At 62.5% G+C, this 20851-nt stretch carries 18 protein-coding genes and 2 pseudogenes; 6 read left to right on the top strand and 14 right to left on the bottom strand.

What is annotated here, in order from left to right:
- Window positions 1-28: 28 nt before the first annotated feature.
- Together ACSKB8_RS21575 and ACSKB8_RS21570 are read right to left on the bottom strand one after the other, a co-directional pair.
- A complete protein-coding gene (locus ACSKB8_RS21575; RefSeq protein WP_438106214.1) occupies window positions 29-3139 on the bottom strand; it encodes an efflux RND transporter permease subunit in 3111 nt (1036 codons plus the stop codon).
- Window positions 3139-4245: an efflux RND transporter periplasmic adaptor subunit gene (locus ACSKB8_RS21570; protein WP_438106212.1), complete on the bottom strand. Its 1107-nt coding sequence runs from the start codon at window positions 4243-4245 to the stop codon at window positions 3139-3141. The genes ACSKB8_RS21575 and ACSKB8_RS21570 overlap by 1 nt, the downstream gene beginning before the upstream one ends.
- A 216-nt stretch (window positions 4246-4461) precedes the next feature.
- Between ACSKB8_RS21570 and ACSKB8_RS21565 the strand changes: the two genes are divergently transcribed.
- The 5 genes from ACSKB8_RS21565 (at window position 4462) to ACSKB8_RS21545 (ending at window position 7982) form a co-directional block, all read left to right on the top strand.
- Window positions 4462-5040 carry a TetR/AcrR family transcriptional regulator gene (locus ACSKB8_RS21565; protein ID WP_438106210.1) on the top strand — a complete coding sequence of 193 codons (579 nt, stop codon included), beginning with the start codon at window positions 4462-4464 and terminating at the stop codon, window positions 5038-5040.
- A 31-nt stretch (window positions 5041-5071) separates the two neighbouring features.
- Window positions 5072-5923, top strand: a complete 852-nt coding sequence (locus tag ACSKB8_RS21560; RefSeq protein WP_438106208.1) for an alpha/beta fold hydrolase — start codon at window positions 5072-5074, stop codon at window positions 5921-5923.
- A 285-nt stretch (window positions 5924-6208) separates the two neighbouring features.
- Entirely contained in the window at window positions 6209-6856 is a 648-nt protein-coding gene (locus tag ACSKB8_RS21555) for a CoA transferase subunit A (RefSeq protein ID WP_128939404.1), read from the top strand.
- A gap of 4 nt (window positions 6857-6860) precedes the next feature.
- Window positions 6861-7511, top strand: coding sequence for a 3-oxoacid CoA-transferase subunit B (locus tag ACSKB8_RS21550; RefSeq protein ID WP_438106206.1), 651 nt, complete (start codon window positions 6861-6863; stop codon window positions 7509-7511).
- A gap of 12 nt (window positions 7512-7523) precedes the next feature.
- Entirely contained in the window at window positions 7524-7982 is a 459-nt protein-coding gene (locus ACSKB8_RS21545) for a MaoC family dehydratase (RefSeq protein ID WP_438106204.1), read from the top strand.
- 164 nt (window positions 7983-8146) lie between these two features.
- On the opposite strand, the gene fabI is transcribed toward ACSKB8_RS21545, so the two are convergent.
- The 4 genes and pseudogenes from fabI to ACSKB8_RS21525 all read right to left on the bottom strand — a co-directional run bounded on the left by fabI (window position 8147) and on the right by ACSKB8_RS21525 (window position 13373).
- Window positions 8147-8935: an enoyl-ACP reductase FabI gene (fabI, locus tag ACSKB8_RS21540; protein ID WP_438106202.1), complete on the bottom strand. Its 789-nt coding sequence runs from the start codon at window positions 8933-8935 to the stop codon at window positions 8147-8149.
- Window positions 8932-10146, bottom strand: coding sequence for an acetate/propionate family kinase (locus ACSKB8_RS21535; protein WP_438110620.1), 1215 nt, complete (start codon window positions 10144-10146; stop codon window positions 8932-8934). The genes fabI and ACSKB8_RS21535 overlap by 4 nt, the downstream gene beginning before the upstream one ends.
- Before the next feature lie 5 nt (window positions 10147-10151).
- Window positions 10152-11115: pseudogene (locus ACSKB8_RS21530) on the bottom strand (phosphate acetyltransferase).
- 29 nt (window positions 11116-11144) lie between these two features.
- Window positions 11145-13373 (bottom strand): DUF3141 domain-containing protein, encoded by a 2229-nt coding sequence (locus ACSKB8_RS21525; RefSeq protein ID WP_438106201.1) that lies wholly within the window; start codon window positions 13371-13373, stop codon window positions 11145-11147.
- Window positions 13374-13487: 114 nt separating this feature from the next.
- Between ACSKB8_RS21525 and ACSKB8_RS21520 the strand changes: the two genes are divergently transcribed.
- Window positions 13488-14072: an N-acetyltransferase family protein gene (locus ACSKB8_RS21520; protein ID WP_438106199.1), complete on the top strand. Its 585-nt coding sequence runs from the start codon at window positions 13488-13490 to the stop codon at window positions 14070-14072.
- 3 nt (window positions 14073-14075) lie between these two features.
- Here the strand turns inward: ACSKB8_RS21520 and ACSKB8_RS21515 are convergent, their stop codons facing one another.
- The 8 genes and pseudogenes from ACSKB8_RS21515 to ACSKB8_RS21480 all read right to left on the bottom strand — a co-directional run bounded on the left by ACSKB8_RS21515 (window position 14076) and on the right by ACSKB8_RS21480 (window position 20835).
- Window positions 14076-14540, bottom strand: a complete 465-nt coding sequence (locus tag ACSKB8_RS21515; protein WP_370987587.1) for a hypothetical protein — start codon at window positions 14538-14540, stop codon at window positions 14076-14078.
- The gene (locus ACSKB8_RS21510) at window positions 14524-15441 is read right to left on the bottom strand and encodes a DUF2950 domain-containing protein (protein WP_438106197.1); all 918 of its coding nucleotides are present in this window, start codon (window positions 15439-15441) and stop codon (window positions 14524-14526) included. Before ACSKB8_RS21510 ends, ACSKB8_RS21515 begins: the two co-directional genes overlap by 17 nt.
- Window positions 15438-17114 carry a DUF3300 domain-containing protein gene (locus tag ACSKB8_RS21505; RefSeq protein WP_438106195.1) on the bottom strand — a complete coding sequence of 559 codons (1677 nt, stop codon included), beginning with the start codon at window positions 17112-17114 and terminating at the stop codon, window positions 15438-15440. The genes ACSKB8_RS21510 and ACSKB8_RS21505 overlap by 4 nt, the downstream gene beginning before the upstream one ends.
- 180 nt (window positions 17115-17294) lie before the next feature.
- Window positions 17295-19187, bottom strand: a complete 1893-nt coding sequence (locus tag ACSKB8_RS21500; protein ID WP_438106193.1) for an ATP-binding protein — start codon at window positions 19185-19187, stop codon at window positions 17295-17297.
- An 83-nt stretch (window positions 19188-19270) separates the two neighbouring features.
- Window positions 19271-19555 carry a hypothetical protein gene (locus ACSKB8_RS21495; RefSeq protein WP_128956318.1) on the bottom strand — a complete coding sequence of 95 codons (285 nt, stop codon included), beginning with the start codon at window positions 19553-19555 and terminating at the stop codon, window positions 19271-19273.
- Window positions 19552-19932 carry a DUF2092 domain-containing protein gene (locus tag ACSKB8_RS21490; RefSeq protein ID WP_438106191.1) on the bottom strand — a complete coding sequence of 127 codons (381 nt, stop codon included), beginning with the start codon at window positions 19930-19932 and terminating at the stop codon, window positions 19552-19554. The genes ACSKB8_RS21495 and ACSKB8_RS21490 overlap by 4 nt, the downstream gene beginning before the upstream one ends.
- Window positions 19933-19996: 64 nt before the next feature.
- A pseudogene (locus ACSKB8_RS21485) lies at window positions 19997-20227 on the bottom strand (DUF2092 domain-containing protein); the annotation flags it as partial.
- Between the two features lie 308 nt (window positions 20228-20535).
- Window positions 20536-20835 carry a hypothetical protein gene (locus ACSKB8_RS21480; RefSeq protein WP_438106189.1) on the bottom strand — a complete coding sequence of 100 codons (300 nt, stop codon included), beginning with the start codon at window positions 20833-20835 and terminating at the stop codon, window positions 20536-20538.
- Between the last annotated feature and the right edge of the window lie 16 nt (window positions 20836-20851).

Here is a 20851-nt window from a genome sequence, read left to right as displayed (position 1 = left end):
TCGGACGATTCATGGATCTGACGGAGCCCTACTCGGCCGCCAATGCTGGTCGCAATTCCGGCTTCTCGCGCGAAACCTCGTGGATGTCATCTGCGGTCGGCTTGATCCGAAACCATGCGGCATAAAGCGCGGGAAGGAACAGCAGAATCAGGACCGTTCCGACCGCCGTGCCGCCGATCAGCGTATAGGCCATCGATCCCCAGAAGACTGAATGCGTTAGAGGGATGAAGGCCAGCACCGCAGCAAGCGCGGTCAGGATCACCGGCCTCGTACGTTGCACCGTGGCCTCGATGACGGCGTGATAATCATCAAGGCCGGCAGCGCGGTTCTCCTTGATTTGTTCGGTCAGGATCAGAGTATTGCGCATCAGGATGCCGGCCAGTCCTATCAGGCCCAGAATCGCGTTGAATCCGAACGGCTGATTGAAGGTGAGCAACATCGGCACGACGCCGACCAAGCCCAGCGGGGCCGTTAGCATGACCATCGCCATCGTCGAGAACGATCGCACCTGGAGCATGACGACGATCAACATGGCGGCTATCATGGCGGGAAAGATCGTCGCCAGCGCGTCATTGGCCTTGGTTGCCTCCTCGATCGATCCGCCCAACTCGATACGATAGCCGGCCGGAAGGGATGCGATCAGCGGCTGAAGGGCCGTCTTGATCTCCTTGGAGACCTCCGGAGGTTGGGTCGCCTCATTGATGTCCGAGCGGATCGTGACGACTGGTGTGCGATCACGGCGCTTGAGAATCGGCTCTTCAAGTCGGACTTCCGAGTGGCCGACCTGGTCGAGCGGGATCGAGCGGCCGTCCCGGCTCATCAACGAGAAGTCCGCCAGACGCGCCGGATCCAGCCGCTCGCCGCCGGCGCTGCGCGCCACGATGGGGACATTGCGGATATCCTCGCGGACCTGCGTAACCGTGATGCCCGTGAGCAGGAACTGGAGCTGCCGGCCTACCTCGGCTGGCGAAAGACCGATGAGATTCAGTCGATCCTGATCCGGGATGAAGCGGAGCACGGGCGTGCGATTACCCCAGTCGCGATTGGCCTGCCGTACGTCGGGAACGCCACGCATGACACCGAGGGCCTTTTGAGAAATATCGTACAATTGCGCCGGATCAGGCCCCATCACCCGAAACTCCACCGGGAAAGGCGTATATGGTCCGAAAACGAGCTGGGTGACGCGCACATTGGCCTCAGCTGCAAGGCCCTGTGAAACCGCTTCTCGGAGCCGGTGCTTCAAAGCCTCGCGGGCCTCTGCGTCCGGTGTCAGTACGACGATCTTGGCAAAGGCTGGATCGGGCAGCTCCGGCGCCATCGCGAAGAAGAAGCGCGGCGCTCCCTGACCGACATAGCTCGTCACGATCTTGGCCTCCGACTGGTGGTCAAGCCAGTGTTCGAGCTTCTCGACCGTGGCCGTCGTCGTCTCGATGCTGGTACCTTCCGGCAGACGGACCTCCACCAGCACTTCCGGGCGGTCGGAGGTCGGGAAGAACTGCTGTTTGACGGCGCCCATGCCGGCCCCGGCAAGCGCGAAGGCGACCGCGACGATGGCGCTGGTCACGAACTTATGGCGTACCGCGAGGGTGATGAGCGCTCGCAGGCGCCGATAGTTCGGTGTGTCGTAGATCGCTTGGTGACCGCCTGCGACGGGCTTAATCGCGGGCAGCATCCTGACGCCAAGATAGGGCGTGAAGACCACCGCGACGATCCAGGAGACGATGAGGGCAAAGCCCACCACCCAGAAGATGTTGCCGGCGTATTCGCCAGCCGTCGAGCGGGCGAAGCCCACCGGCAGAAACCCGGCGACCGTTACGAGTGTTCCGGACAGCATCGGCGCCGCCGTGTGACTCCAGGCATAAGCCGCCGCCGATAGGCGATCCATGCCCTCTTCCATTTTCACCACCATCACCTCGATGGCGATGATGGCATCGTCGACGAGAAGGCCGAGCGCCAGGATGAGAGCGCCGAGCGTGATCCGGTCGAAGAACCGACCGGTCTCCAACATGATGAGAAACACGACGGCAAGCGTCAAAGGGACGGCAGCCGCGACAACGATGCCAACGCGCCAGCCGAGGCTGAGCAGGCTCACCAGCAGCACCACGCCGAGCGCCATCGCAAACTTCATCATGAATTCGTCAACCGCCGAGGTGATGTTGACGGCCTGGTCGCTGACCTTGGCCAGCGTCATCCCGAGTGGGAGCGTGCGAGAGATAGCTGCGGACCTCGCTTCCAGCGCCTTGCCGAGCGCGAGGCCATCCCAACCCTCTTGCATGACCGCAGCGAGCATCACAGCGGGCTCGCCTTGGTGTCGGATCAGGTAGGTGGGAGGATCCTCGTAACCGCGGCGGACTTCCGCGATGTCGGAGAGTTTCAGCGTCCGCCCCGCAGCGACGATCGGGGTGTCGGCGATCGCCTGAACGCTATCATAAGCGCCATCGACCCGGATGAAGACCTGCGGCCCCTTGGTGTCGATCGAGCCTGCAGGTGTGACCGTGTTCTGCCGCTGCAAGGCAGCAACAATATCCTGTGCCGATATGCCGAGGGTCGTCAGTTTGGCATAGGAAAACTCGATGAATATCTGTTCGGGACGCTCACCGAGGATATTGATCTTCTTCACGCCGGGTACGTGCAGGAGATCCTGACGAATGGTCTCGGCTTGCCTTGCGAGCTCGCGCATCGGCATGCCCTTGGCCTTGAGGGCATAAAGGGCGAAGCTCACGTCCGAATATTCGTCGTTGACGAAGGGGCCAAGCACGCCAGAGGGCAGCTTGCGGGCTTCATCGCCTAGCTTCTTGCGGGCCTGATAAAACTCCTCCTGCACGCTCGATGGCGGCGTGCTGTCTTTCAGCGTCACCGTCATGTACGCATAACCGGGCCGCGTGGTCGTCTCCACCCGGTCGTACCAGGTGAGCTCCTGAATCCGCTTCTCCAGGGGTTCGGCGACCTGGTCCTGCATCTCGCTCGCCGTCGCGCCCGGCCATACCGTGGTCACCGTCAGCGTCTTGATGGTGAAGGACGGGTCCTCGGCCCGCCCGAGCATGACGAAGGCGTAGGCGCCCGCGGCCGCCAGCAGAAGGATGAAAAAGAGGGTTACGGCCCGCTCGCGAACGGCCAGCGCGGAAAGATTGAAGCTCATCAGTTGCTCCTGCTTTCAGAGGCAGTCCTGACGCGCGCGCCCTCGTGCAGGAGGTGAGCACCGAGGGAAACAATTTGGTCACCGGAATTCGATCCAGAAATAACGGCTGTTTCGCTGGTCACTCGCAGGAGCTTGATGGACTGAAAGCGTACGGTCGAGCTGGCGCTGTCGAACACCCAGACGCCTGTCATTCTGCCGTTATCAAGCACGGCTCCCAGCGGGACCTGGACTTCCGGCTTAGCCTCCTGGCTTGCAAGCCGAATAGTGACCGTCGCGCCAAGCGGGGCTGCCGCAGCTTCACCGTCGAGCACATAGCGGGCCTCGTAGGTGCGGGTTTGGGCGTCGGCGGAATCGGACAACTGCCGGAGATGCGCCGCATAGCGTCGCCCATCGTTCCCATACAGGCTTGCCTCGGCGAGCGAGCCGATCGCCGGCCGGATCGTTTCGGGAAGCGTCACCACGGCTTCGCGAGGACCGGCCTGTGCAAGCCGAACCACGGTCTGGCCGGCGGAGACCACTTGTCCGGGCTCGCCAAGCGTTTGGGTGACCGTTCCGTCCGCATCCGCCACCAGGACGGAGTAAGTTGCTTGGTTCTCGGCTACCCCTGCTTCGGCTTCCGCCGATGCGAGCTGCGCTTTGGCTGTATCCGACGCGGCCTTCGCCTGCTCGTATCGCTGCCGGGACGTCCACCCGTCGTTGACGAGGTTGGCGTATCGCCGCTCATCCGCATCCGTCTGAACGACCGTTGCGCGCGCTGCGGCGACTGCGTTGCGCTTCGCCGTAAGCGCAAGGCGCAGGTCAGTTTCGTCGATCCGCATCAGCGGCTGCCCGGACTTGACCTGCTCACCGACATTCACGAGCCGTTCGACAATCTTCCCGGCGACGCGAAAGCCCAGATTGCTTTCCACCCTCGCGCCAATGGTACCCGTGAACCCGCGCTCGGATCCGCCCACCCGCGCGGCCGTGATCAGCCTGACCATCGGCGGCTCCTGCCTCGGGTCGCCCACGGCAGAGGCTTCTTTAGCTGGAATGGCGAGAGCAACGAATGTGGCCACCCCTGCCGGGATCAAAATACCGGCCAAGACCGCAAAACCCCGCATCTTCATGTCCGTCTCCCAGATTTAGATTCCATTCGAACTCTATATTCCATTTAGATGTTGTTCGCAATCTAAAACGGGGGAACAACGAAAGTGTGATTTCAGGCCTCAAGCGAGATTGGAGGGCGGTCTCCCCCAAAAGAGCGCTCTTGGGGCTTGATAGATTGCGCTCGGCTTCTATCTGACATATTAGAGTTCGAATGTAATCTAAAATGGAGGATGCTGATGCGAGTAAGTCGCGTTCAGGCTGCGGAGAACCGCCAAACCGTGATCAATGTGGCAAGCCGCCTCTTTAGGGAGCGCGGATTCGATGGGATCGGGCTCAAGGATCTGATGGAGGCGGCCGGGCTAACCCAGGGCGCCTTCTACAAGCAATTCGCGTCAAAAGAGGATTTGGCGATAGAGGCGTCCAGGCGCGCGTTGGAAAGTGCGTCCCATCGATGGTCGGACGCGGCCGAGCAGAATCCGGACGATCCGCTTGGCGCGGTGATCGCGTTCTACCTCAGCGGCGACCATCGCGAAGAAAGGATGGACGGCTGCCCGATCGTGGCGCTCGGCTCAGATGCTGCCCGACAGGGCCCCGACGTGAAGGCGGCCTTCGAAGCGGGAATCAAGGCGCATCTCGACGTGCTCGGCCGCTTCATTGCCGAGACCGGCGGCGAGGCGTCCCGCGGCAAGGCCATGGCCATTCTCTCAATCATGGTCGGCGCGGTGACGCTGTCGCGCGTCGTCAACGACCCTGATCTGGCTCAGGCGCTTTTGGATGCAGCGGCCGAACAGGTTCGCGACGCCGCTGCCGTTTGAAAGATCACCCCCTAAAGCACAGAGAGATCGAATGCTTAGCCCGAGTGACATCAAACCAAGTCTGCTCAAGATATCGGACACGCTGAGTGTACGTTTTCAAAAGACCGGCAACGGGCCTCCGCTGCTCCTCATACATACGATCCGGACGCAGCTCGAATATTTCCGCAGTCTTGCCCCCCTTCTCGCCGGATCGCACACGGTGTACGCCATTGACCTTCCAGGCCATGGACACTCACCAATAGATTCAACTGCGAGCTTTGACGAACCCTACTTCAGGCGAGCCATCATTGGCTTCATCGGCGAGCTCGATCTCTCGAACGTCACGATCGTGGGCGAGTCGATCGGCGGGGCACTGGCCCTCACGGTGGCGGCGTCGCTTCCACAGCGCGTGAAGCGGGTCTATGCGATCAACCCTTACGACTACGAGACCCGCTACGGGGACGGGATTCGACGCGGCAACTGGCTCGCGAATTTCATCATTGGAAGTTTGCAGATCCCGGTGCTCGGCGCGGTGAATGCGTCGCTCGAAAACAAGATGATCCTCGGCAAGATCATGGGCGGGGGATATCACGATCCCCGCAGGCTGCCGGCCGATCTGCTCGCCGAGTTCGACGAAGTCGCCCACCGTCCGGGATACAAGCGGATCGCACGCAAGGTGCTGGCTGGTTGGCGATCCTGGAGCAAGGCCCGCGACTACTATCGGCAGATCTCGGCTCCGGTGACGCTCATTTATGGCGACAGCGACTGGTCTCGGCCGAATGAGCGCGAACGCACGCGGTCGCTGATCCCTGCTGCGCAGATGGTGGCGCTCAAGAATACCGGCCACTTCTCAGCTGTTGAGAATCCGTTCGGAACTGGCTCGCGTAATATTGGGGCAGATTGATCGCGATGATGTGCGTGGTTAACAAGCACAATTTCGCTACTTATCGGCTGGCGGAGCGGGTGCGGACCTGGCGCCGCATCGAAATGCGGTGAGTGCGGCCCTCGAACAGCGTCACGCCGGCGTTCGCAAGCTTTGGCACGAAATACTCGGAAGCATCGGCATCCACGCACCCCGAATCGAATGATTGGAAGCCTTGATGCAGATCAAGGGAGAGCAATCGTCGAGCTCCAACATCCGCGCATTGCCGCCCTTCTACCCATCGTCGGCCGACCGGGAGTTTTAATCATGAAGGCCGTTTCCGTCGAAGAAGCCGTTGCGATGATCCCGGCGGGCGCCAGCGTCATGGTTGGCGGATTCATGGGAGTCGGGACTCCGGAGCGGCTGCTCGACGAAGTCGTTCGCCAGAAGAAGGCAGGCCTGACTTTGATCTCGAACGACGCGGCGACGCCCGGCAAGGGCGTCGGCAAGCTGTTCGATCAGGCGTTGGTATCAAAGCTGACGGCAACGCATATCGGCCTCAATCCGAAGGCGCAGCAGCAGATGCTGGCCAACCAGATCGCCGTCGATCTCGTTCCGCAAGGCACGTTCGTCGAACGCATCCGCGCCGGCGGATGCGGCCTCGGCGGCGTGCTGACGCCCACGGGCGTCGGGACGCTCGTTGCCGAAGGCAAGCGTCAGATCGAAGTCGACGGCAAGCCATTCCTGCTGGAAACGGCGCTGCGGGCGCAATTCGCATTGGTGCACGCCTTCCTCGCCGATTATCTCGGCAACCTCGCCTACGCGCTCACTTCGCGCAATTTCAACCCGGTCATGGCGATGGCGGCGGACACCGTCATCGTGACGGCCGAGCACATTGTGCCCGTTGGCGTGATTGCGCCCGATCACGTCGTCACCCCCGCACCGCTCGTCGACTATCTCATCACCAACGGGTGACATCATGGATCCCCAGATCATCATCGCCCGGCGCGTCGCCAAGGAGTTGAGGAGCGGCAATCTCGTCAATCTCGGTATCGGCATTCCGACGCTGGTCGCGAACTACGTGCCGTCCGATCTGAAAGTGTTCTTCCAGTCGGAGAATGGATTGATCGGCACTGGGCCGATTCCAGAGCAGGGCATGGCCCATCCAACACTCACCGATGCCGGCGGGCGCCCGATCAGTGCGCTGCCGGGCGCCTCCACCTTCGATAGCGCAATGTCGTTCGGACTGATCCGCGGCGGCCACGTCGATGTCACCGTGCTCGGTGGCCTTCAGGTCGATGCACGCGGCCATCTGGCCAATTGGATGATCCCTGGCAAGATGGTGCCGGGCATGGGCGGCGCAATGGACCTCGTCAGCGGCGCCAAACGCGTGATCGTCGCCATGCAGCACGCGGCGAAGGGCAAGTCCAAGATCGTGGCAAAATGCTCCTTGCCGCTGACCTCGGCGCGTCCTGTGAGTTTGGTCGTGACCGACATGGCCGTGATTGGTTTCCCCGATGGCAAGGCCACATTGCTCGAAACCGCGCCCGGCATGAGCGTCGGCGAGGTCTTGGCGCTAACGGAGGCCGAGCTCGCTATCCCCGACAGTGTTCCGGAAATGAGACTCTGAGCAGGTTAACCCATGCGTATATTCAGCGACTTCGACGAGATCAAATCTGCCGTCGGCTCCGAGATCGGTGCCAGCGACTGGATCGAGATCACGCAGGACCGCATCAACCAATTCGCCGAGGCGACCTGCGACGAGCAATGGATCCATGTCGACCAGGAGCGCGCGAAGCAAGAGATGCCCGGCGGCAAGACCATCGCCCACGGCCTGCTGTCACTTGCACTGGCCCCACTCTTCATCCGCTCGGTCATCGGCCTGAAGGGCCTGCGCAACACGCTCAACTACGGCGCCGACCGGATCAGGTATCTTGCGCCGGTGCCGGCGGGCTCGAAACTGCGCGGCCGCGTCACGATCGCCGAAGCCGAGGACGTGCCGCCGGACGGGCTGCGTGTCAACTATCACCTCGTGATCGAGATCGAGGACGGCAAGAAGCCTGCTTGCGTCGCCGAGTTGATCGCGTTGCACTATCGCTGAATCAAAAAAGTCGAAAAACAACCCCATGCACAGTAGCCATGAGGTTGACGGCATTACGATTTCTTATTTTACGAAAGAGGTTGACCCGTCGGGCAACACAGTGACAATATGCCATCGTCAGCCCATGGCCCAGACTGCCAGCCCGGCTTGGCAACGCGGCGCGATCAATCGATGATGTGATAGCCGCCGTCGATATAGAGCACACCACCGGTGATCAGCTTGGCGCCGTCGAGCGCCAGGAACGCTGTGGCATTGCCGACATCATCGATGCTGACGAGGCTGCGCGAGGGAGCTTTCGACTGCGCTTTGTCCATCAGCTCGTCGAATTCGGGAATGCCTGACGCTGCGCGCGTGGCGAGCGGTCCTGGCGAGATCGCGTGGACCCGGATGCCTTTCGGGCCTAATTCGGCGGCAGCGTAACGGACGGAGGCCTCGAGGGCTGCCTTCGCGACGCCCATGATGTTGTAGTTCTCCACCACCATCTGGCTGCCGTAATAGGTCATGGTGAACATCGTGCCGCCGTTCTTCATCAAGGGTTCGGCAAGATGTGCCATTCGCAGGAATGACCAGCAGGAGACGTCCATGGTCTTCAGGAAGCCATCACGGCCGACATCGACGACGCGGCCGTGCAGCGCCTCCTTCGGCGAGAATGCGATGGAATGAAGCAGGAAATCGAGCTGCCCCCACTCCGATTTGATCCGCTCGAACACCGCTTCAGTCTGGCCTTCAACCATGACGTCGAGCGGCAGGAAGATCGGCGCCGCCAGTGCCTGCGCGAGCGGCTCGACGTGCTTCTTGGCGCGGCCGTTCAGGTAAGTGACGGCGAGATCGGCGCCGAGTGCGCGAAACGCCCTGGCGCAGCCCCAGGCGATCGACTGGTCGTTGGCGATGCCGACGACGAGGCCTTTCTTCCCCTTCAGGGCGACCTTGCTGTCCGGATATACTGGAATCATGATACCCTCTCATGTCTGGCGTTGGGCGACTGGCCGTTCATCAGCAGCGACAACGTATGCTGCGCGATCATCAGCTCCTCGTCGGTCGGGATGACGTAGACCGGGATGCGACTGCTCTTCGTCGATATCAGCCGTGCGTGACGGGCATTCGCGGTTGCATCAAGCGCGGCGCCGAGCCAGCCGAGGTGTGCCGCAACGCGGGCCCGAATGCCGCTCGAGTTCTCTCCGATGCCGGCGGTAAAGACGAACGCGTCAACACCTTGCAGCGCAGCGGCGAGCATCCCGGCGTTGAGACCAATGCGATAGACGAAATAATCGACTGCCAGCTTTGCTTGCGGATCGGTGCTTGCCTCCAGTTCGCGCATGTCGTTGCTGACGCCGGACAGACCTTTCAATCCGCAATCGCGATAGAGGAACTCCTGGACCTTCGAGGCAGTCATGCCCTTCTCGGACATTAGATACAGCACGACGCCTGGATCGAGCTGGCCGGGGCGCGTGCCCATCGGCAGCCCGTCAAGCGCGGTGAATCCCATGGTGCTCTCGACGCTTTGTCCGCCCTTCATGGCGCACATCGATGCGCCGCTGCCGAGATGGGCGACGATCACGCGCCGTTCTGCGATCTCCGGTGCAGTCTGGGGTAGCGTTCTGGATATGTGTTCATAGGAAAGCCCGTGGAAGCCATAGCGCCGCACGCCCTCGGCATGGAGCTGGTGCGGAATGGCGTAATGATCGGCCAGCGGGCCGTGCGTGCGGTGAAACGCGGTATCGAAGCAGGCGACCTGCGGCACGGTCGGGAAATTGGCCAGGATCGAGCGGATCGGCGCCAGATTGTGTGGCTGGTGCAGCGGCGCCAGGGCGACGAAGCGCTCCAGTCGCGCCACCACGCCATGATCGACCAGAACCGGCCGCTCATAGTCCGGTCCACCGTGCACCACGCGATGCCCGACCGCCATGGGATGGATACGAACTTCGTTCCGCAGCCATTCGCCTGCCAGGTTCATCGCCGCCGGAACGTCCGGAATGGCCTCGATCGGATAGGCCCGGTCGGCCATGGGATCGCTGCCCGCACCGCTCGCCCGCAGGCGCGGGCGGCTGCCGATGCCGTCCACCTGCCCCTTGATCAACCGGCGAAGCGTGCCTTCCCCCTCGATCACGAAGACCTGGAACTTGACGCTCGACGAGCCGGCGTTGACGACGAGGATGCTGTCCATGGCGGTCACGCCGCAATCGTCGGCGCCGTTTGGCGCAGGGCATGAGCATAAAGTGCCGCGACCGCGCAGGACGCCATCCGCGCTCTCGGGCTGTCCGCACGCGAGGTCAGGACAACTGGCACGCGCGCGCCGAGCACAATGCCGGCGCCGTCGGCCTTGGCGAAATAGGCGAGATTCTTAGCGAGCATGTTGCCCGAATTCAAGGTCAGGCACGACCAGGATCTGCGCCCGGCCGGCGACCTCGGATTTGATGCCCTTGATCCGCGCGGACTCCAGGTCGATCGCATTGTCGAACGCCAGCGGCCCGTCGAGCACGCCGCCGGTGATCTGTCCGCGGTCCGCCATCTTGCAGAGCGCCGCCGCCTCGATCGTGGATGGAATTTTCGATGTAACCGTCTCGACCGCAGAGAGGATGGCGACCCGCGGCGACTGACCGAAACCGGCCTGGTTGTAGAGGTCGATCGCATTCTGGATGATGTCCCGCTTGGCATCCAGATCGGGAAAGATGTTGATGGCGGCGTCAGTGACAAAGATAGTCTCGGCGTAGGCCGGCACGTCCATGACGAAAACGTGGCTTATGCGTCGATCCGTCCGCAAACCTCCGGCCTTCGCGGTGACGGCACGCATTAACTCGTCGGTGTGCAGGCTGCCCTTCATCAGCAGTTCGCCGCGGGCGGCATGGATCAGTTCGACGCCCTTCGCCGCGGCATCGTCGCTGTGAGCGGCATCGACGATCTCATAGCCCGAAATGTCCAGTGCAAACCTGGCGGCCGTATCCCTGATCTTCCGTTCCGGCCCGACCAGCAGGGGCCGGACGATGCCGGCCGCCGCGCTGTCGACGGCGCCCCGCAACGATGTCTCGTCGCAGGGATGCACGACGACGGTCGGCGCCGGCGGGATCGCCTTGGCCGCGGCGATCAGGCGATCATACTTGCTGGGAGAGTGCGTGGCCGTCGCATCTAGTGCCATGATGTCGCTCCCGATCGTTGCAACTCGCGCTACGAGGCCTTCGCTTTCGGATCGAAAGGGGCAACGTTCGACGCCTTTTCGGCATCTTCCATTGTGTCGATGCCAAACAGGCCGGCGACCTGCCGCAGGCGGATTGCGCGCTCGCCCGTGACATCCTCACTGGCCGAAAGCACCTGCTCGATCGCCTCGAAAGCCCCGCGGCGACGATTCATGTCGTCAGGCAGCAGCTTCGGAATAGCGCCGAGCGCCCCGTCACGATCGAGCAGCAGCATGAAGAACTGCTCCTGCACCAGCATTTTGAATTCGGCAAGGCTCATGCGTGCGCCACCATGTTTGCGGCGGATCTGGCGTAGAGCCTCGATACTTCGTTCGTCGACCATCCCCCGCGCAGAGCCGACATAGAGCAAGGCGCGCAGCGCCGCTTCACGAAGGCCGCCCTCGCCGATCCGCGACTTCAGATCGTCGATGCGCCTTTCGAGCATGGCGCGATGCTCGACGGACATTTCACGCTGCCGGGATGGCACGGAAGTGGGATCAATTCCGACTGCGGCCTGCAGCGCCGGCGACCCATAGACGCTGAGGAAGATCGCTTCGCTGAGCGCCTCCTGTGAATCGCGCCAGCTGTCCAGGGCATGCACGATCTGCTTCGACATCTGCTCCTGGAACGCCAGGAATGGGTTGTCCTTCGCGACCGGCTTGCGCTTCTCGACGGCCTTCTCGGCCAACGATTTCACTATCGCCATATAGGGATTCCGGTTGCTGAAGAGCTCGTATTGCAGCCGCAGCGGGTGCATGTTGTGGGCCCATTCGGCCATCTGGGGCGTCACCATGGCCTTGATCCATGGCTGAAGGAATTTCTGGTACGCCGCCAGATTGATCTCCGAGACGCGTTTGGCCGTGGCAAAGCGCCGCTCGTCCTCGGGCGAGTTGCCCCCCATAGCGCGGATATCTTCGAGGGTCCGCGCCTCGCAGCGCATTACCCACTGGCCGACCACCAGATCCGAACTCGCGGTGTCCTCGCCTTTCGCCTCGAAGGTGGCTTCATAGAGCCCGGGTGGAAGAACGTCGATCAGGTCGATGTTGCTGGAAAACTCCGCATGTTCCTTCTTGGCAACGCCACCGGAGACGAAAATACCGAGATGACCGATGCTCTTGTGCACGGTGTAGACGATGGTCTGCCCATAGGCCCTGATCTCGTCGACGTCGGCGTAGCAATCCAGGATCCAATGCAGTGCCTGTTGCGGTGGCGTGATGTTGTCGCCCTCCGAGCAGAACACCACGATCGGCGACCTGATGTTGCGGAGATCGACCTTGCGGCCGTCGGACAATTCGATGTTGCCTGCCGCAAGATTGTTGCCGACGAACAGCTCGTCGACGATGAACTGGATCTCCGCGGCGTTCAGATTGACGTGGCCGCCCCACCAACGCTCGAATTCGAGATAACGCTCTGCCTCGGTGTCGACCTTCGAATAGACGTTGTACTGCTTGGTCCACAGCGTGTTCGACGGGTTCTGGCTCTCAAAATTCTGCACTAGCCAGGCGCCGTCGAATTTGCCGGCGCCGAGATCGCTGGTGAGCGCCGTGAGCCAACTCCCGCCCAAGAGGCCTCCGGAGTAGCGCATTGGATATTTTCCGCGCACGCCGGCCCAATAGCTGAGCGGCGCGCCGGCGATGATCAGCGGCCCGAACAGTTCAGGACGCAGCGAGGCCAGGATCATGACGGCCCATCCGGCCTGGCAATTGCCGATCACACAGGGCTTGCCGTCGGCATCCGGGTGAAGGTTCATGACCTTTTCGATGAATATGGCTTCTGCACGCGCGATACGCTCAATGGTCTGACCGGGCATCGGATCCGGCAGAAATCCGATGAAATAGCAGGGATGGCCTGCTTTCATTGCCACGCCGATCTCGCTGTCCGCCTTGAAGCCACCGATGCCGGGGCCGTGGCCCGCGCGCGGATCGACCACAATGAAAGGCCGACGGTTCATGTCGATCTCGACATTGTCCGGCGGAACGATGCGCACCAGCGCGTAATTGACCGGCTCGACGAGTTTGCGGCCGTCCATGATCAGTTCGGCCGCATATTGAAGAACATGCGGCGCGGTTTGCGCGAGGTGTTCCCTGTACTGATCACCGCGCCGGCGCATGATATCCAGGAACAGGACACTGCGTTGTCCCGCATCGACCAAGTATTCGATCGCCGAGGCGAACAGCCCCGACATTGGACCGCCCGGAATTTGCACCTTGTCTATGGACATGTTTTCGACCTCTTTGTCGGGTTCGACAATTGACGGCGCCGGGCAAGGACGAACGTTGATCTAGGTCAAGATGATCTGCACGCTTGAAAGGACTCTTATCCTGCAATCGAGTTCATGAGACGCGGCTCACTTGACGAGCTGATTTCGCCGGACGACATCGGCATGTCACAAATCGCAAGTTACAGCGCGCAAGCCGTACTGAAGGACGGCACTCCGGTCCAGATCCGCGCGCTTCGAGCGAGCGACGAGGCGGATATGCTCGCTGCCATCGAGCGCACCGGGCCGAGCTCGCTGCAGAGCCGATTCTTCGTCATGAAGCGGCACTTCTCGGAGAAGGAGCGCGCCTTCTTCATGAACGTGGATTTCAGCAATCACGTTGCACTGGCCGCCCTCGTCGAGGAACAGGATCGTCTCACCATCATCGGCGGCGGCCGCTACGTGGTCACAGATCCCGGTCGGGCCGAGATGGCCTTCGTCGTGGTGGATGCCTGGCAAGGCCGCGGGATCGGCTCCCTGCTGCTGCGGTACCTCATCGACATCGCGCGGGCGCATGGGATGCAGGAGCTCACGGCCGAGGTTCTGTCCGACAACGCGCCCATGCGCAGCGTGTTCGCGAAGTCAGGTTTCAAGCCCGCGAGAAGTGATGATCCGAGGACAGTGCGCTTGGCTCTCGATCTTGCATCCGCGCGCCCCGCTTGAGCCTCATCTCAAAGCGATCGTGATCTGACTGATATTGGCCGCCAGCTCGAGTCCCGCCTTCGGGCCCTGCAGCACCATCGTCACGCCCTTTTCGTTGCGAAGGTGAACGCCGCTGACGCCGCCGACCAGCGCAAAACCGCCGCCGACGGAGCTGTAGGTGCCGGCGAAGTCACTGATCTCGCGGATGCCCGAGGCCCAGCCGTCGAGACGGCCGACCGTGGCGCCGACCGTGATGCCGAAACTCAGACCGCTGATCTTGAACGGATAGGTCTTACCGCGGTACGTCAGCACGCCGTTGCCGGCGCCACCGCCGACCAGGAGACCGGCCTTGACGATCTTGACTCTGACATGACCGGCCGCTTGCGCGAAGGACGGCGTCGCCGGCATGGTCAGCCCGAGTGCCAGCAGCAGGAGCGCGATCAGGCGAAATGCACGCCGGCGCGCGCGCCGTTCACGGTTTTTGGGCATCGACCTTCTTCCAGGTCTCATCGGGATCGAACAGCGTGGTCCGCTCGGCGATGAAGGCCGTGCGTTTGCCGAGATCCTTCTGGTAAACAGTGCCGGCATGGTTGACCAGAAAGGTCATCACGCCCGAATTGCCGTACTCCGCTGGCCAGGCGATCAAGGCGAAGCCGCCGATCATCTTGCCCTTGACGACGTAGTTGAGCGCGCCGCCGGGTGCATCCCGCCCCTGTCCTTTGAGGATGCGGAAGTAGTAGCCGTGATAGGGCTCAGGTCCGACATCGCCCGCGCGATAGCCCTCCTTCGAGGCTTCGGCTGCCAGCGCGCCAAGCGGGCTCGGGTCGCTGTCGTCGCGCCAGAACAGGCCGTCCTTCTTGCCGGGCGAGGAAACGATGCGCTGCGCATAGACGCCGGCGCCTTCGCCGCGGTCCTTGTCGGCATATTCGTTCTGCGCGTCGACAAAGGCGAGCGCGGTCTGGATTGCGTCGAGCTCGTTGCGGCCGATGCGACGCCGCAGCACCTCGATCCGTCCCTCGTCGGTGTCGAACTCCCAACCGCTCCTCGTGTTGACCAGCGGAATCGGGAACGGGAAATTGTCCGGCCCCAGCATCAGGGTCGCAGTCTTGTTGCCCTCGGCCTTGATGCCGTGCTTGGCTTCATACATCGACGAGAAGCGCTGGCGGATGTCGTTGTCGGCGATCTCGTCGCCGGAGGAGACGATGTCTTCAGCAGCGCGCCCAAGCACCTTCAGAATGTCGCTTGGTCCGCTCTTGACCGCGGCCGCAAGCGTAGCCGCCGCGTCCTCCGGCGTCTTGTAGGATTGCTGTGCCTGTGACGCAGAGCCAAGAAGCGCCAGCGCCATGATGCCCGGCAACACCGCGCGGCGGAACGATTTCAGGCCCGTCATGGCGTCACCTCCGCAGGAATCTTCGCGCCGCCGGCGAGCCATTCACCATAGCTGCGGAATGTCAGCCCGAGTTTTTCGTAATGGACACGCAGATATCCATCGCTGCCACGGGTCACGGCGGCAGGCATCACCTGCTCGACCTCCTGCGCCATCACGCCGACATAGGCCTTATTGCTGCCGATGTAGCTGAAGCGATAGTAGCCGAGGCCGTTGGGAAGATGGCCGAGTAGGACAACGTCGTGTTTCAGCGCGATATCGGAGCGCCGGCCGCCGCCACCGCCGCGGAAGCCGCCCCCTCCGCCGCCACCACGGAAACCGCCGCCACCATGCATGGCCATTCCGCCACCACCGCCCCGCCCGGCAAAGCCGCCGCCACCGCGCGGCATGCTTGCCATGCTCGAACGCCCGCGCGCCGATGCCGCGGCCGCCGATCGGCCCGACGAGACGTTCATCGCGCCGCCGCGGTTGCCGCTACGATTGCCGCCACCACGATTGGCGGCAGCACCGCCGCCGGCTCGATTGGCAGCCTTGGCGCGATCGCCGCCGCCTTTGCTTGCGCCCTTGGCCCGGTCGCCACCGCCCTTGGCACGATCCGCGGCCCCAGCGCGATCGCCACCGCCGGGCCGATCGCCGCGGTTGCCCGCACGGTCACCTGCGCGATCACCCGGCCCCCCACGATCACCGGCACGGTCGCCCGCCCGATCTCCCGCACCTTGATTCGGTCGCAAGACCTGATTTCCGTCACGACCGCGGAAATCCATCCGGTCCGACACGCCAGCCTTCAGATTGTTGTTGCCGAAGCGCTGCTGAACGTTGGTGTTGTTGTAGCGAACGCCCTGACGATGCGCCGGATTGTGCTGCCAGCCGTTGCCGATGTTGGTGGTGCGATGGTTGACATAGACGTTGCGATTGCCCCAGTTGCAGCCGCCGCCCCAGTAATTGCCCCAGCGTCCGATCGCCCAAGCGGTGCCGAAGGCGATTCCCGCCGCAACCATGCCGGCGCCGATATAGGACGGATAGCCCCAATAGTACGGCGGATACTCCGCATAGGGCCAGCTGCCGTAGACCGTCGCCGGATCGTAATACGGCACGTACATCGCTGAAGGATCGGCCTGCTGGATCACGACGACCTGCTTGCCTTCCTGGGACTGGACACTGACCTTCTGCTGCTTGGTCGTGACCAGCTTCTTGTTGTCATAGGCCTTGGTGCGCAGGCGCTGGATCGCATCCATCACATCGGGTTGCTGGGCGAGAAAGGCGTCGCCGAGCTTCTTGGTCCAGTCGAGCTGGTCGCTCATCATGGTCAACACATCGGCGGTGCTGGCCAGCGCCTTGACGCTGTCGTCCCAGCCCTGCTTGTCCACCTCAGTCTTGAGCGCATCACCCTTGAGCTGCTTGCGCTCCTTCAGCCAGCGGTCGGCCTGCACCACCTCCAGCGGATAAGTTGAGGCCGCCAGCACATTGGCCAGCAGCTCGTCGGGATAGAGCGCGATCGGCGCAACGAGGGCCTCAAGTTGCTCGGGCTTCAAGAGCTCGGCAGTCGGCGCAGGCGGGCTCACTGATTGCGCCTGCGGATTTGGGGCTGCAGGTGTCGTTGTGGTCTGCGCCGTTGCAGCGACCGAAGTCGCCATTAGGAGCGCAAGCGCCATCAGGGTCTTGCCACAGCGAAACATCACATCCTCCCTCAGACTTCCAATGTGGGAAGATCAGGCCGGAGCGCAGGCGTTTGTTGATCGAGATCAACGAAACGAATTCGTCGCGGCTGGCTGCAGCGCGAGGACGCATCCGCCCAGATTTCAGGCCAGGACGACTTTCCCCCCGATCCAGAGGCATGATCGTCAAGATACCGCCTGTCAGCGGGCGATCGGAAGCCGGATCGTGAACAGGGCTCCTCCGGCGAGCTGGTTCGCCGCGACAATTGCGCCGTGGTGGGCCTCGATGATGGTTCGGGCGATCGCGAGTCCCATGCCCATGCCTTGCGGCTTGGTCGTGAAGAACGGATCGAAGACGTTTGCGAGATCTGAGGCCGCTATTCCGGGTCCGGTATCGGCGATCCTGATCTCGGCCTGATTGCCGGCGCGGAGGGTTGAAACGCTGACCTCGCGCTTTCCGGTCTCCGCATCGGAGATCGCATCCATCGCATTGATGATCAGGTTGAGGATGATCTGCTGAAGCTGGACCGGATCGCCCTTGACGCGCAGATCGGCCAGCACAGGCGTGTAGATCAGCGTGATCCGGCGTCCGTCGGCGACGGCCTTCACAAGGCCGATCGCTTCGCGGACCGTATCGTTGAGCTCGATGTCCTTGACCTCAAACGGCGTCTTTCTCAGAACGCTGCGCAGCCTGCGGATCACCTCGCTTGCGCGTTGATCGTCACGCCGGATGTCGGCAAGAATCAGACGAATCTCGTTGATGTCCGGCGAACTGGCCTTGAGCATGAGCTCCGCCGTCTCGGCATTTGTCAAGATGGAGCCGAGCGGCTGGTTCAATTCATGGGCGATCGAGGTCGTGAGCTCGCCGACAGTCGAATAGCGATTGACGTGGGCCAGCTCCGTAAGCCGCTGGCGCGATTCCACTTCGGCGACGCGGCGGCGGCGACGCTCGTGCAGCAACCCGCTGATGAGACCTGCCTGCACCAGGAATACCGCCGCGATCATCAACATCTGCCAGCGATAGCGCACCCAGATGTTCGGCTCGCGAAACAGGATCTCGCTGCCGGGAGGCAAACGACTCTCGCTGATGCCCCAGCGCTGCAATTCCCGCCAATCATATCTCGGCGCAGCGAAGCCGATCGGCTCGTAATGGATGCTCGCCGGTTTCGCGCCGCCGAGAACGCCGAGCGCGGCGGTGACGGTCCTCGAACTCGTGTCCGCAATCAAATGCATCGGCCCACCGACCGTGCTGTTACCGAAGAACGGCTCCTGGTAGGAGAAGATCGGAGCATTCGCGACTGCGTGCAGGCTGCGCAAGGCGATGTCGCTCTCGTGGACGACCCCAGCCGCATCGACCGACATCAGGCCCCAAAACAGCACAGTGTGCGGCGGGAGTTTTGATGCGCGTTTCAGTATTTCCTCGAACGACAAATCCGAATACCAGACGAGCTCTACCCGCTCGCCGAAAGATTTCAGCTCCCGCTTCACCTCCTCTACCCAAAACTTCTCGAGCGGCGAGGCACCGATGACGACCGCAACCGACCTGGTGTCCGGCAGAACCTGAAGGATGTTGTCGAAGGCCGCCACGAAATCGTTCCGGATCGCCACGACGACATCGTTGTCGCCGAGATCGGCGCGATTGATCAGTCGATGCTCGACTGCCGAGAGAATCAACGGCGTATGGGGGAACAGTCTGTCGCGGTATCTCTGCGCAAACCGGGCGGCAGGCGCGCCGATGCTCAACACGATGTCGGGCATCGCGCCCTGGTACAGCGAGTGCAGATACTCGACGAAAGGCGCCTCGGGACCAGGATTGTTGAAGCGCGCGGTGAGCAGCGCGTGCTCCTGGATATCGAGCGGCCAGGGCGATTGCCGCTCCAGTTCGGCCTTGATGTCACGCGCATACTCACTCCACGGCCGAAACTCGCGACCGAAGGAATGCAACACCAGCACGCGCTTGAGCTCGCCGCGCAGACTTCGCTCGACGGCCCCGGCGCGCTCGGGCGGCAGGCACAGGGCGACGAACAGGCCGAGACAAAGTAACGCGGCCACGAGCCGCGGCCTCACCCCGTTAATGGACGCGCCCCCGCTCATGCTACACCCTCGCAGCTTCCGGCAGCTGCTTTCCAGGCAATTTTAGCGGGGATTGCACCGCACGGACAGCCCCGAGGCGGGCCTCAGCACCGCGTGACGACCCGCCCATAAGCGTCCACGACCTGCGCGCAGGAGGGCGCATAATAGGCCCCGGCGGCTCCCGCCGCGGCGCCAACCGCAACCGCCCGGCGCGTCGTTCGACGCGCGACGCCGGCATAGCTCATGGGCGTGAGGGGGCGTCCCACCCTCGCCTGCGCCTCCGAAAGGAAGCCGCTCTCGTCGATACGCGGCGCACCGTTCCAGGACAGTCCGGCGGCAAAAGCGACCATTGCAGCCGCGCCGATCAAGGTTTTCCGCAGCATGATCATTTCTTGGCTCCTGTCGGTGTGCCCGGAGGAAGTTCGTCGAAATCCGCCATCGCGACCGAGTTGATGTCGACCTTGGTGGCGCCGGCTGGCGCCTTGAATACAAACGTATCCTCGGCAAAGGCGTCGGTCTTCCAGTCTCTGGTCCGCAACGTGTATTGCGGTGCGCCCGTGACCGTTTTGCTGGTGATCACGTATTTGCGCGGCACCGGCTTTGCACCCGTTTCGATCCAGATCTGCCAGTCCGTGTCGGCCGTGCGAAATGCGAGATGCTCGCATTCGACGCCGTCGATCACGCCCTGCCCGACATGCTTGCCGTCGGCGGCCGTGGCCATCAGCTCCTCGAATGCGTTGGTGAGCAGCAAATCGGTACCGGGCATGCCGAGTTCCGGAATGGGTCTGCATCTCGGTGATCATCTGATCCACCGTGCCTGCCATCTCGGCCTGCATGTAGGATTTGGCGTCGTTGCCGTAGAGCGAGACGGTCTTTCCGTCATAGACCAGCTCGACATCGGCATAGCCGCCGGTGCGCCTGACGCGCAGCTTGTCGGGCCGCCCCAGCTTGAACTGGCCGGAGCTTGCGAACTGGATCTTCTGGAGCTCGGGGGTGATGATCTCGATGTCGCTGTCGAATGACGCGGACAGTGTCTTCTGGCTGCCGAGATAGTCCGTCATCGACTTGAGGATCTTGGCCGGGTCATCCGCACGTGCCGGCGAGGTCGCAGCAAGCAGCAACGCTGCGCCGGTAGCGAACAATGTCCTTCCAAAGCCTGTTATTGGTTTCATTGCGAGTCCTCCTAGAATGAAGGACATTGAAATGCGCTGGCGGTCCGCTTGTTTGACTTGAGTCAAAGCTGGCACAACTTGTCGCTAGAGCGCCGGGCAACGGTGATAGCGAATCTCCATATCCTCCATGCCCGGGAACAGCCGGATGAGGCTGTTTGCATCCAGCTCTTTCAGGCTGAATTGAACGCTGGAGAGCATCATGTCGTCGCGCAGGCCGCAACCAGATTGACGGTCGGACCGTCGTCCTTCCGCGCCTTGATCCGGCAGCGGGCGAACTTGCCGATGATCTGTTCGCCATCGACAATGAAGCCGCCGCCATAAACATCGGACATGTCGGTGAAGCCGAGCTGCATCCCCTTGCGCGCGAACACCTTGGGGCAATTGCTGGAATCGGTCACCCATGCACCGTTGAGGTCGAGAGCAACGGCACGGCCACCCATGACAAGCAGCGGGACCAGCAACGCCGTGCCGAGCGCGACCACCTTCCGTGAACACATATCGTCTTCCTTCCTA

This window comes from Bradyrhizobium sp. BR 1432, from assembly GCF_051547705.1.
GTDB classification, from domain to species: domain Bacteria; phylum Pseudomonadota; class Alphaproteobacteria; order Rhizobiales; family Xanthobacteraceae; genus Bradyrhizobium; species Bradyrhizobium zhanjiangense.
Note: the sequence above shows the minus strand (reverse complement) of the source record. Positions and strands in the feature narration are given on the sequence as shown.

Excerpts from the sequence above, each read along its gene's own strand:
- ACSKB8_RS21525 (WP_438106201.1), bottom strand. The coding sequence starts at position 13,373 with ATGTCCATAGACAAGGTGCAAATTCCGGGCGGTCCAATGTCGGGGCTG.
- ACSKB8_RS21535 (WP_438110620.1), bottom strand. The coding sequence starts at position 10,146 with ATGGACAGCATCCTCGTCGTCAACGCCGGCTCGTCGAGCGTCAAGTTC.
- ACSKB8_RS21515 (WP_370987587.1), bottom strand. The coding sequence starts at position 14,540 with ATGCCCAAAAACCGTGAACGGCGCGCGCGCCGGCGTGCATTTCGCCTG.
- ACSKB8_RS21570 (WP_438106212.1), bottom strand. The coding sequence starts at position 4,245 with ATGAAGATGCGGGGTTTTGCGGTCTTGGCCGGTATTTTGATCCCGGCA.
- ACSKB8_RS21495 (WP_128956318.1), bottom strand. The coding sequence starts at position 19,555 with ATGATCATGCTGCGGAAAACCTTGATCGGCGCGGCTGCAATGGTCGCT.
- ACSKB8_RS21520 (WP_438106199.1), top strand. The coding sequence starts at position 13,488 with ATGAGACGCGGCTCACTTGACGAGCTGATTTCGCCGGACGACATCGGC.
- ACSKB8_RS21575 (WP_438106214.1), bottom strand. The coding sequence starts at position 3,139 with ATGAGCTTCAATCTTTCCGCGCTGGCCGTTCGCGAGCGGGCCGTAACC.
- ACSKB8_RS21490 (WP_438106191.1), bottom strand. The coding sequence starts at position 19,932 with ATGCCCGGTACCGATTTGCTGCTCACCAACGCATTCGAGGAGCTGATG.
- ACSKB8_RS21510 (WP_438106197.1), bottom strand. The coding sequence starts at position 15,441 with ATGACGGGCCTGAAATCGTTCCGCCGCGCGGTGTTGCCGGGCATCATG.
- fabI (WP_438106202.1), bottom strand. The coding sequence starts at position 8,935 with ATGATTCCAGTATATCCGGACAGCAAGGTCGCCCTGAAGGGGAAGAAA.
- ACSKB8_RS21545 (WP_438106204.1), top strand. The coding sequence starts at position 7,524 with ATGCGTATATTCAGCGACTTCGACGAGATCAAATCTGCCGTCGGCTCC.
- ACSKB8_RS21565 (WP_438106210.1), top strand. The coding sequence starts at position 4,462 with ATGCGAGTAAGTCGCGTTCAGGCTGCGGAGAACCGCCAAACCGTGATC.
- ACSKB8_RS21560 (WP_438106208.1), top strand. The coding sequence starts at position 5,072 with ATGCTTAGCCCGAGTGACATCAAACCAAGTCTGCTCAAGATATCGGAC.
- ACSKB8_RS21480 (WP_438106189.1), bottom strand. The coding sequence starts at position 20,835 with ATGTGTTCACGGAAGGTGGTCGCGCTCGGCACGGCGTTGCTGGTCCCG.
- ACSKB8_RS21555 (WP_128939404.1), top strand. The coding sequence starts at position 6,209 with ATGAAGGCCGTTTCCGTCGAAGAAGCCGTTGCGATGATCCCGGCGGGC.
- ACSKB8_RS21500 (WP_438106193.1), bottom strand. The coding sequence starts at position 19,187 with ATGAGCGGGGGCGCGTCCATTAACGGGGTGAGGCCGCGGCTCGTGGCC.
- ACSKB8_RS21505 (WP_438106195.1), bottom strand. The coding sequence starts at position 17,114 with ATGTTTCGCTGTGGCAAGACCCTGATGGCGCTTGCGCTCCTAATGGCG.
- ACSKB8_RS21550 (WP_438106206.1), top strand. The coding sequence starts at position 6,861 with ATGGATCCCCAGATCATCATCGCCCGGCGCGTCGCCAAGGAGTTGAGG.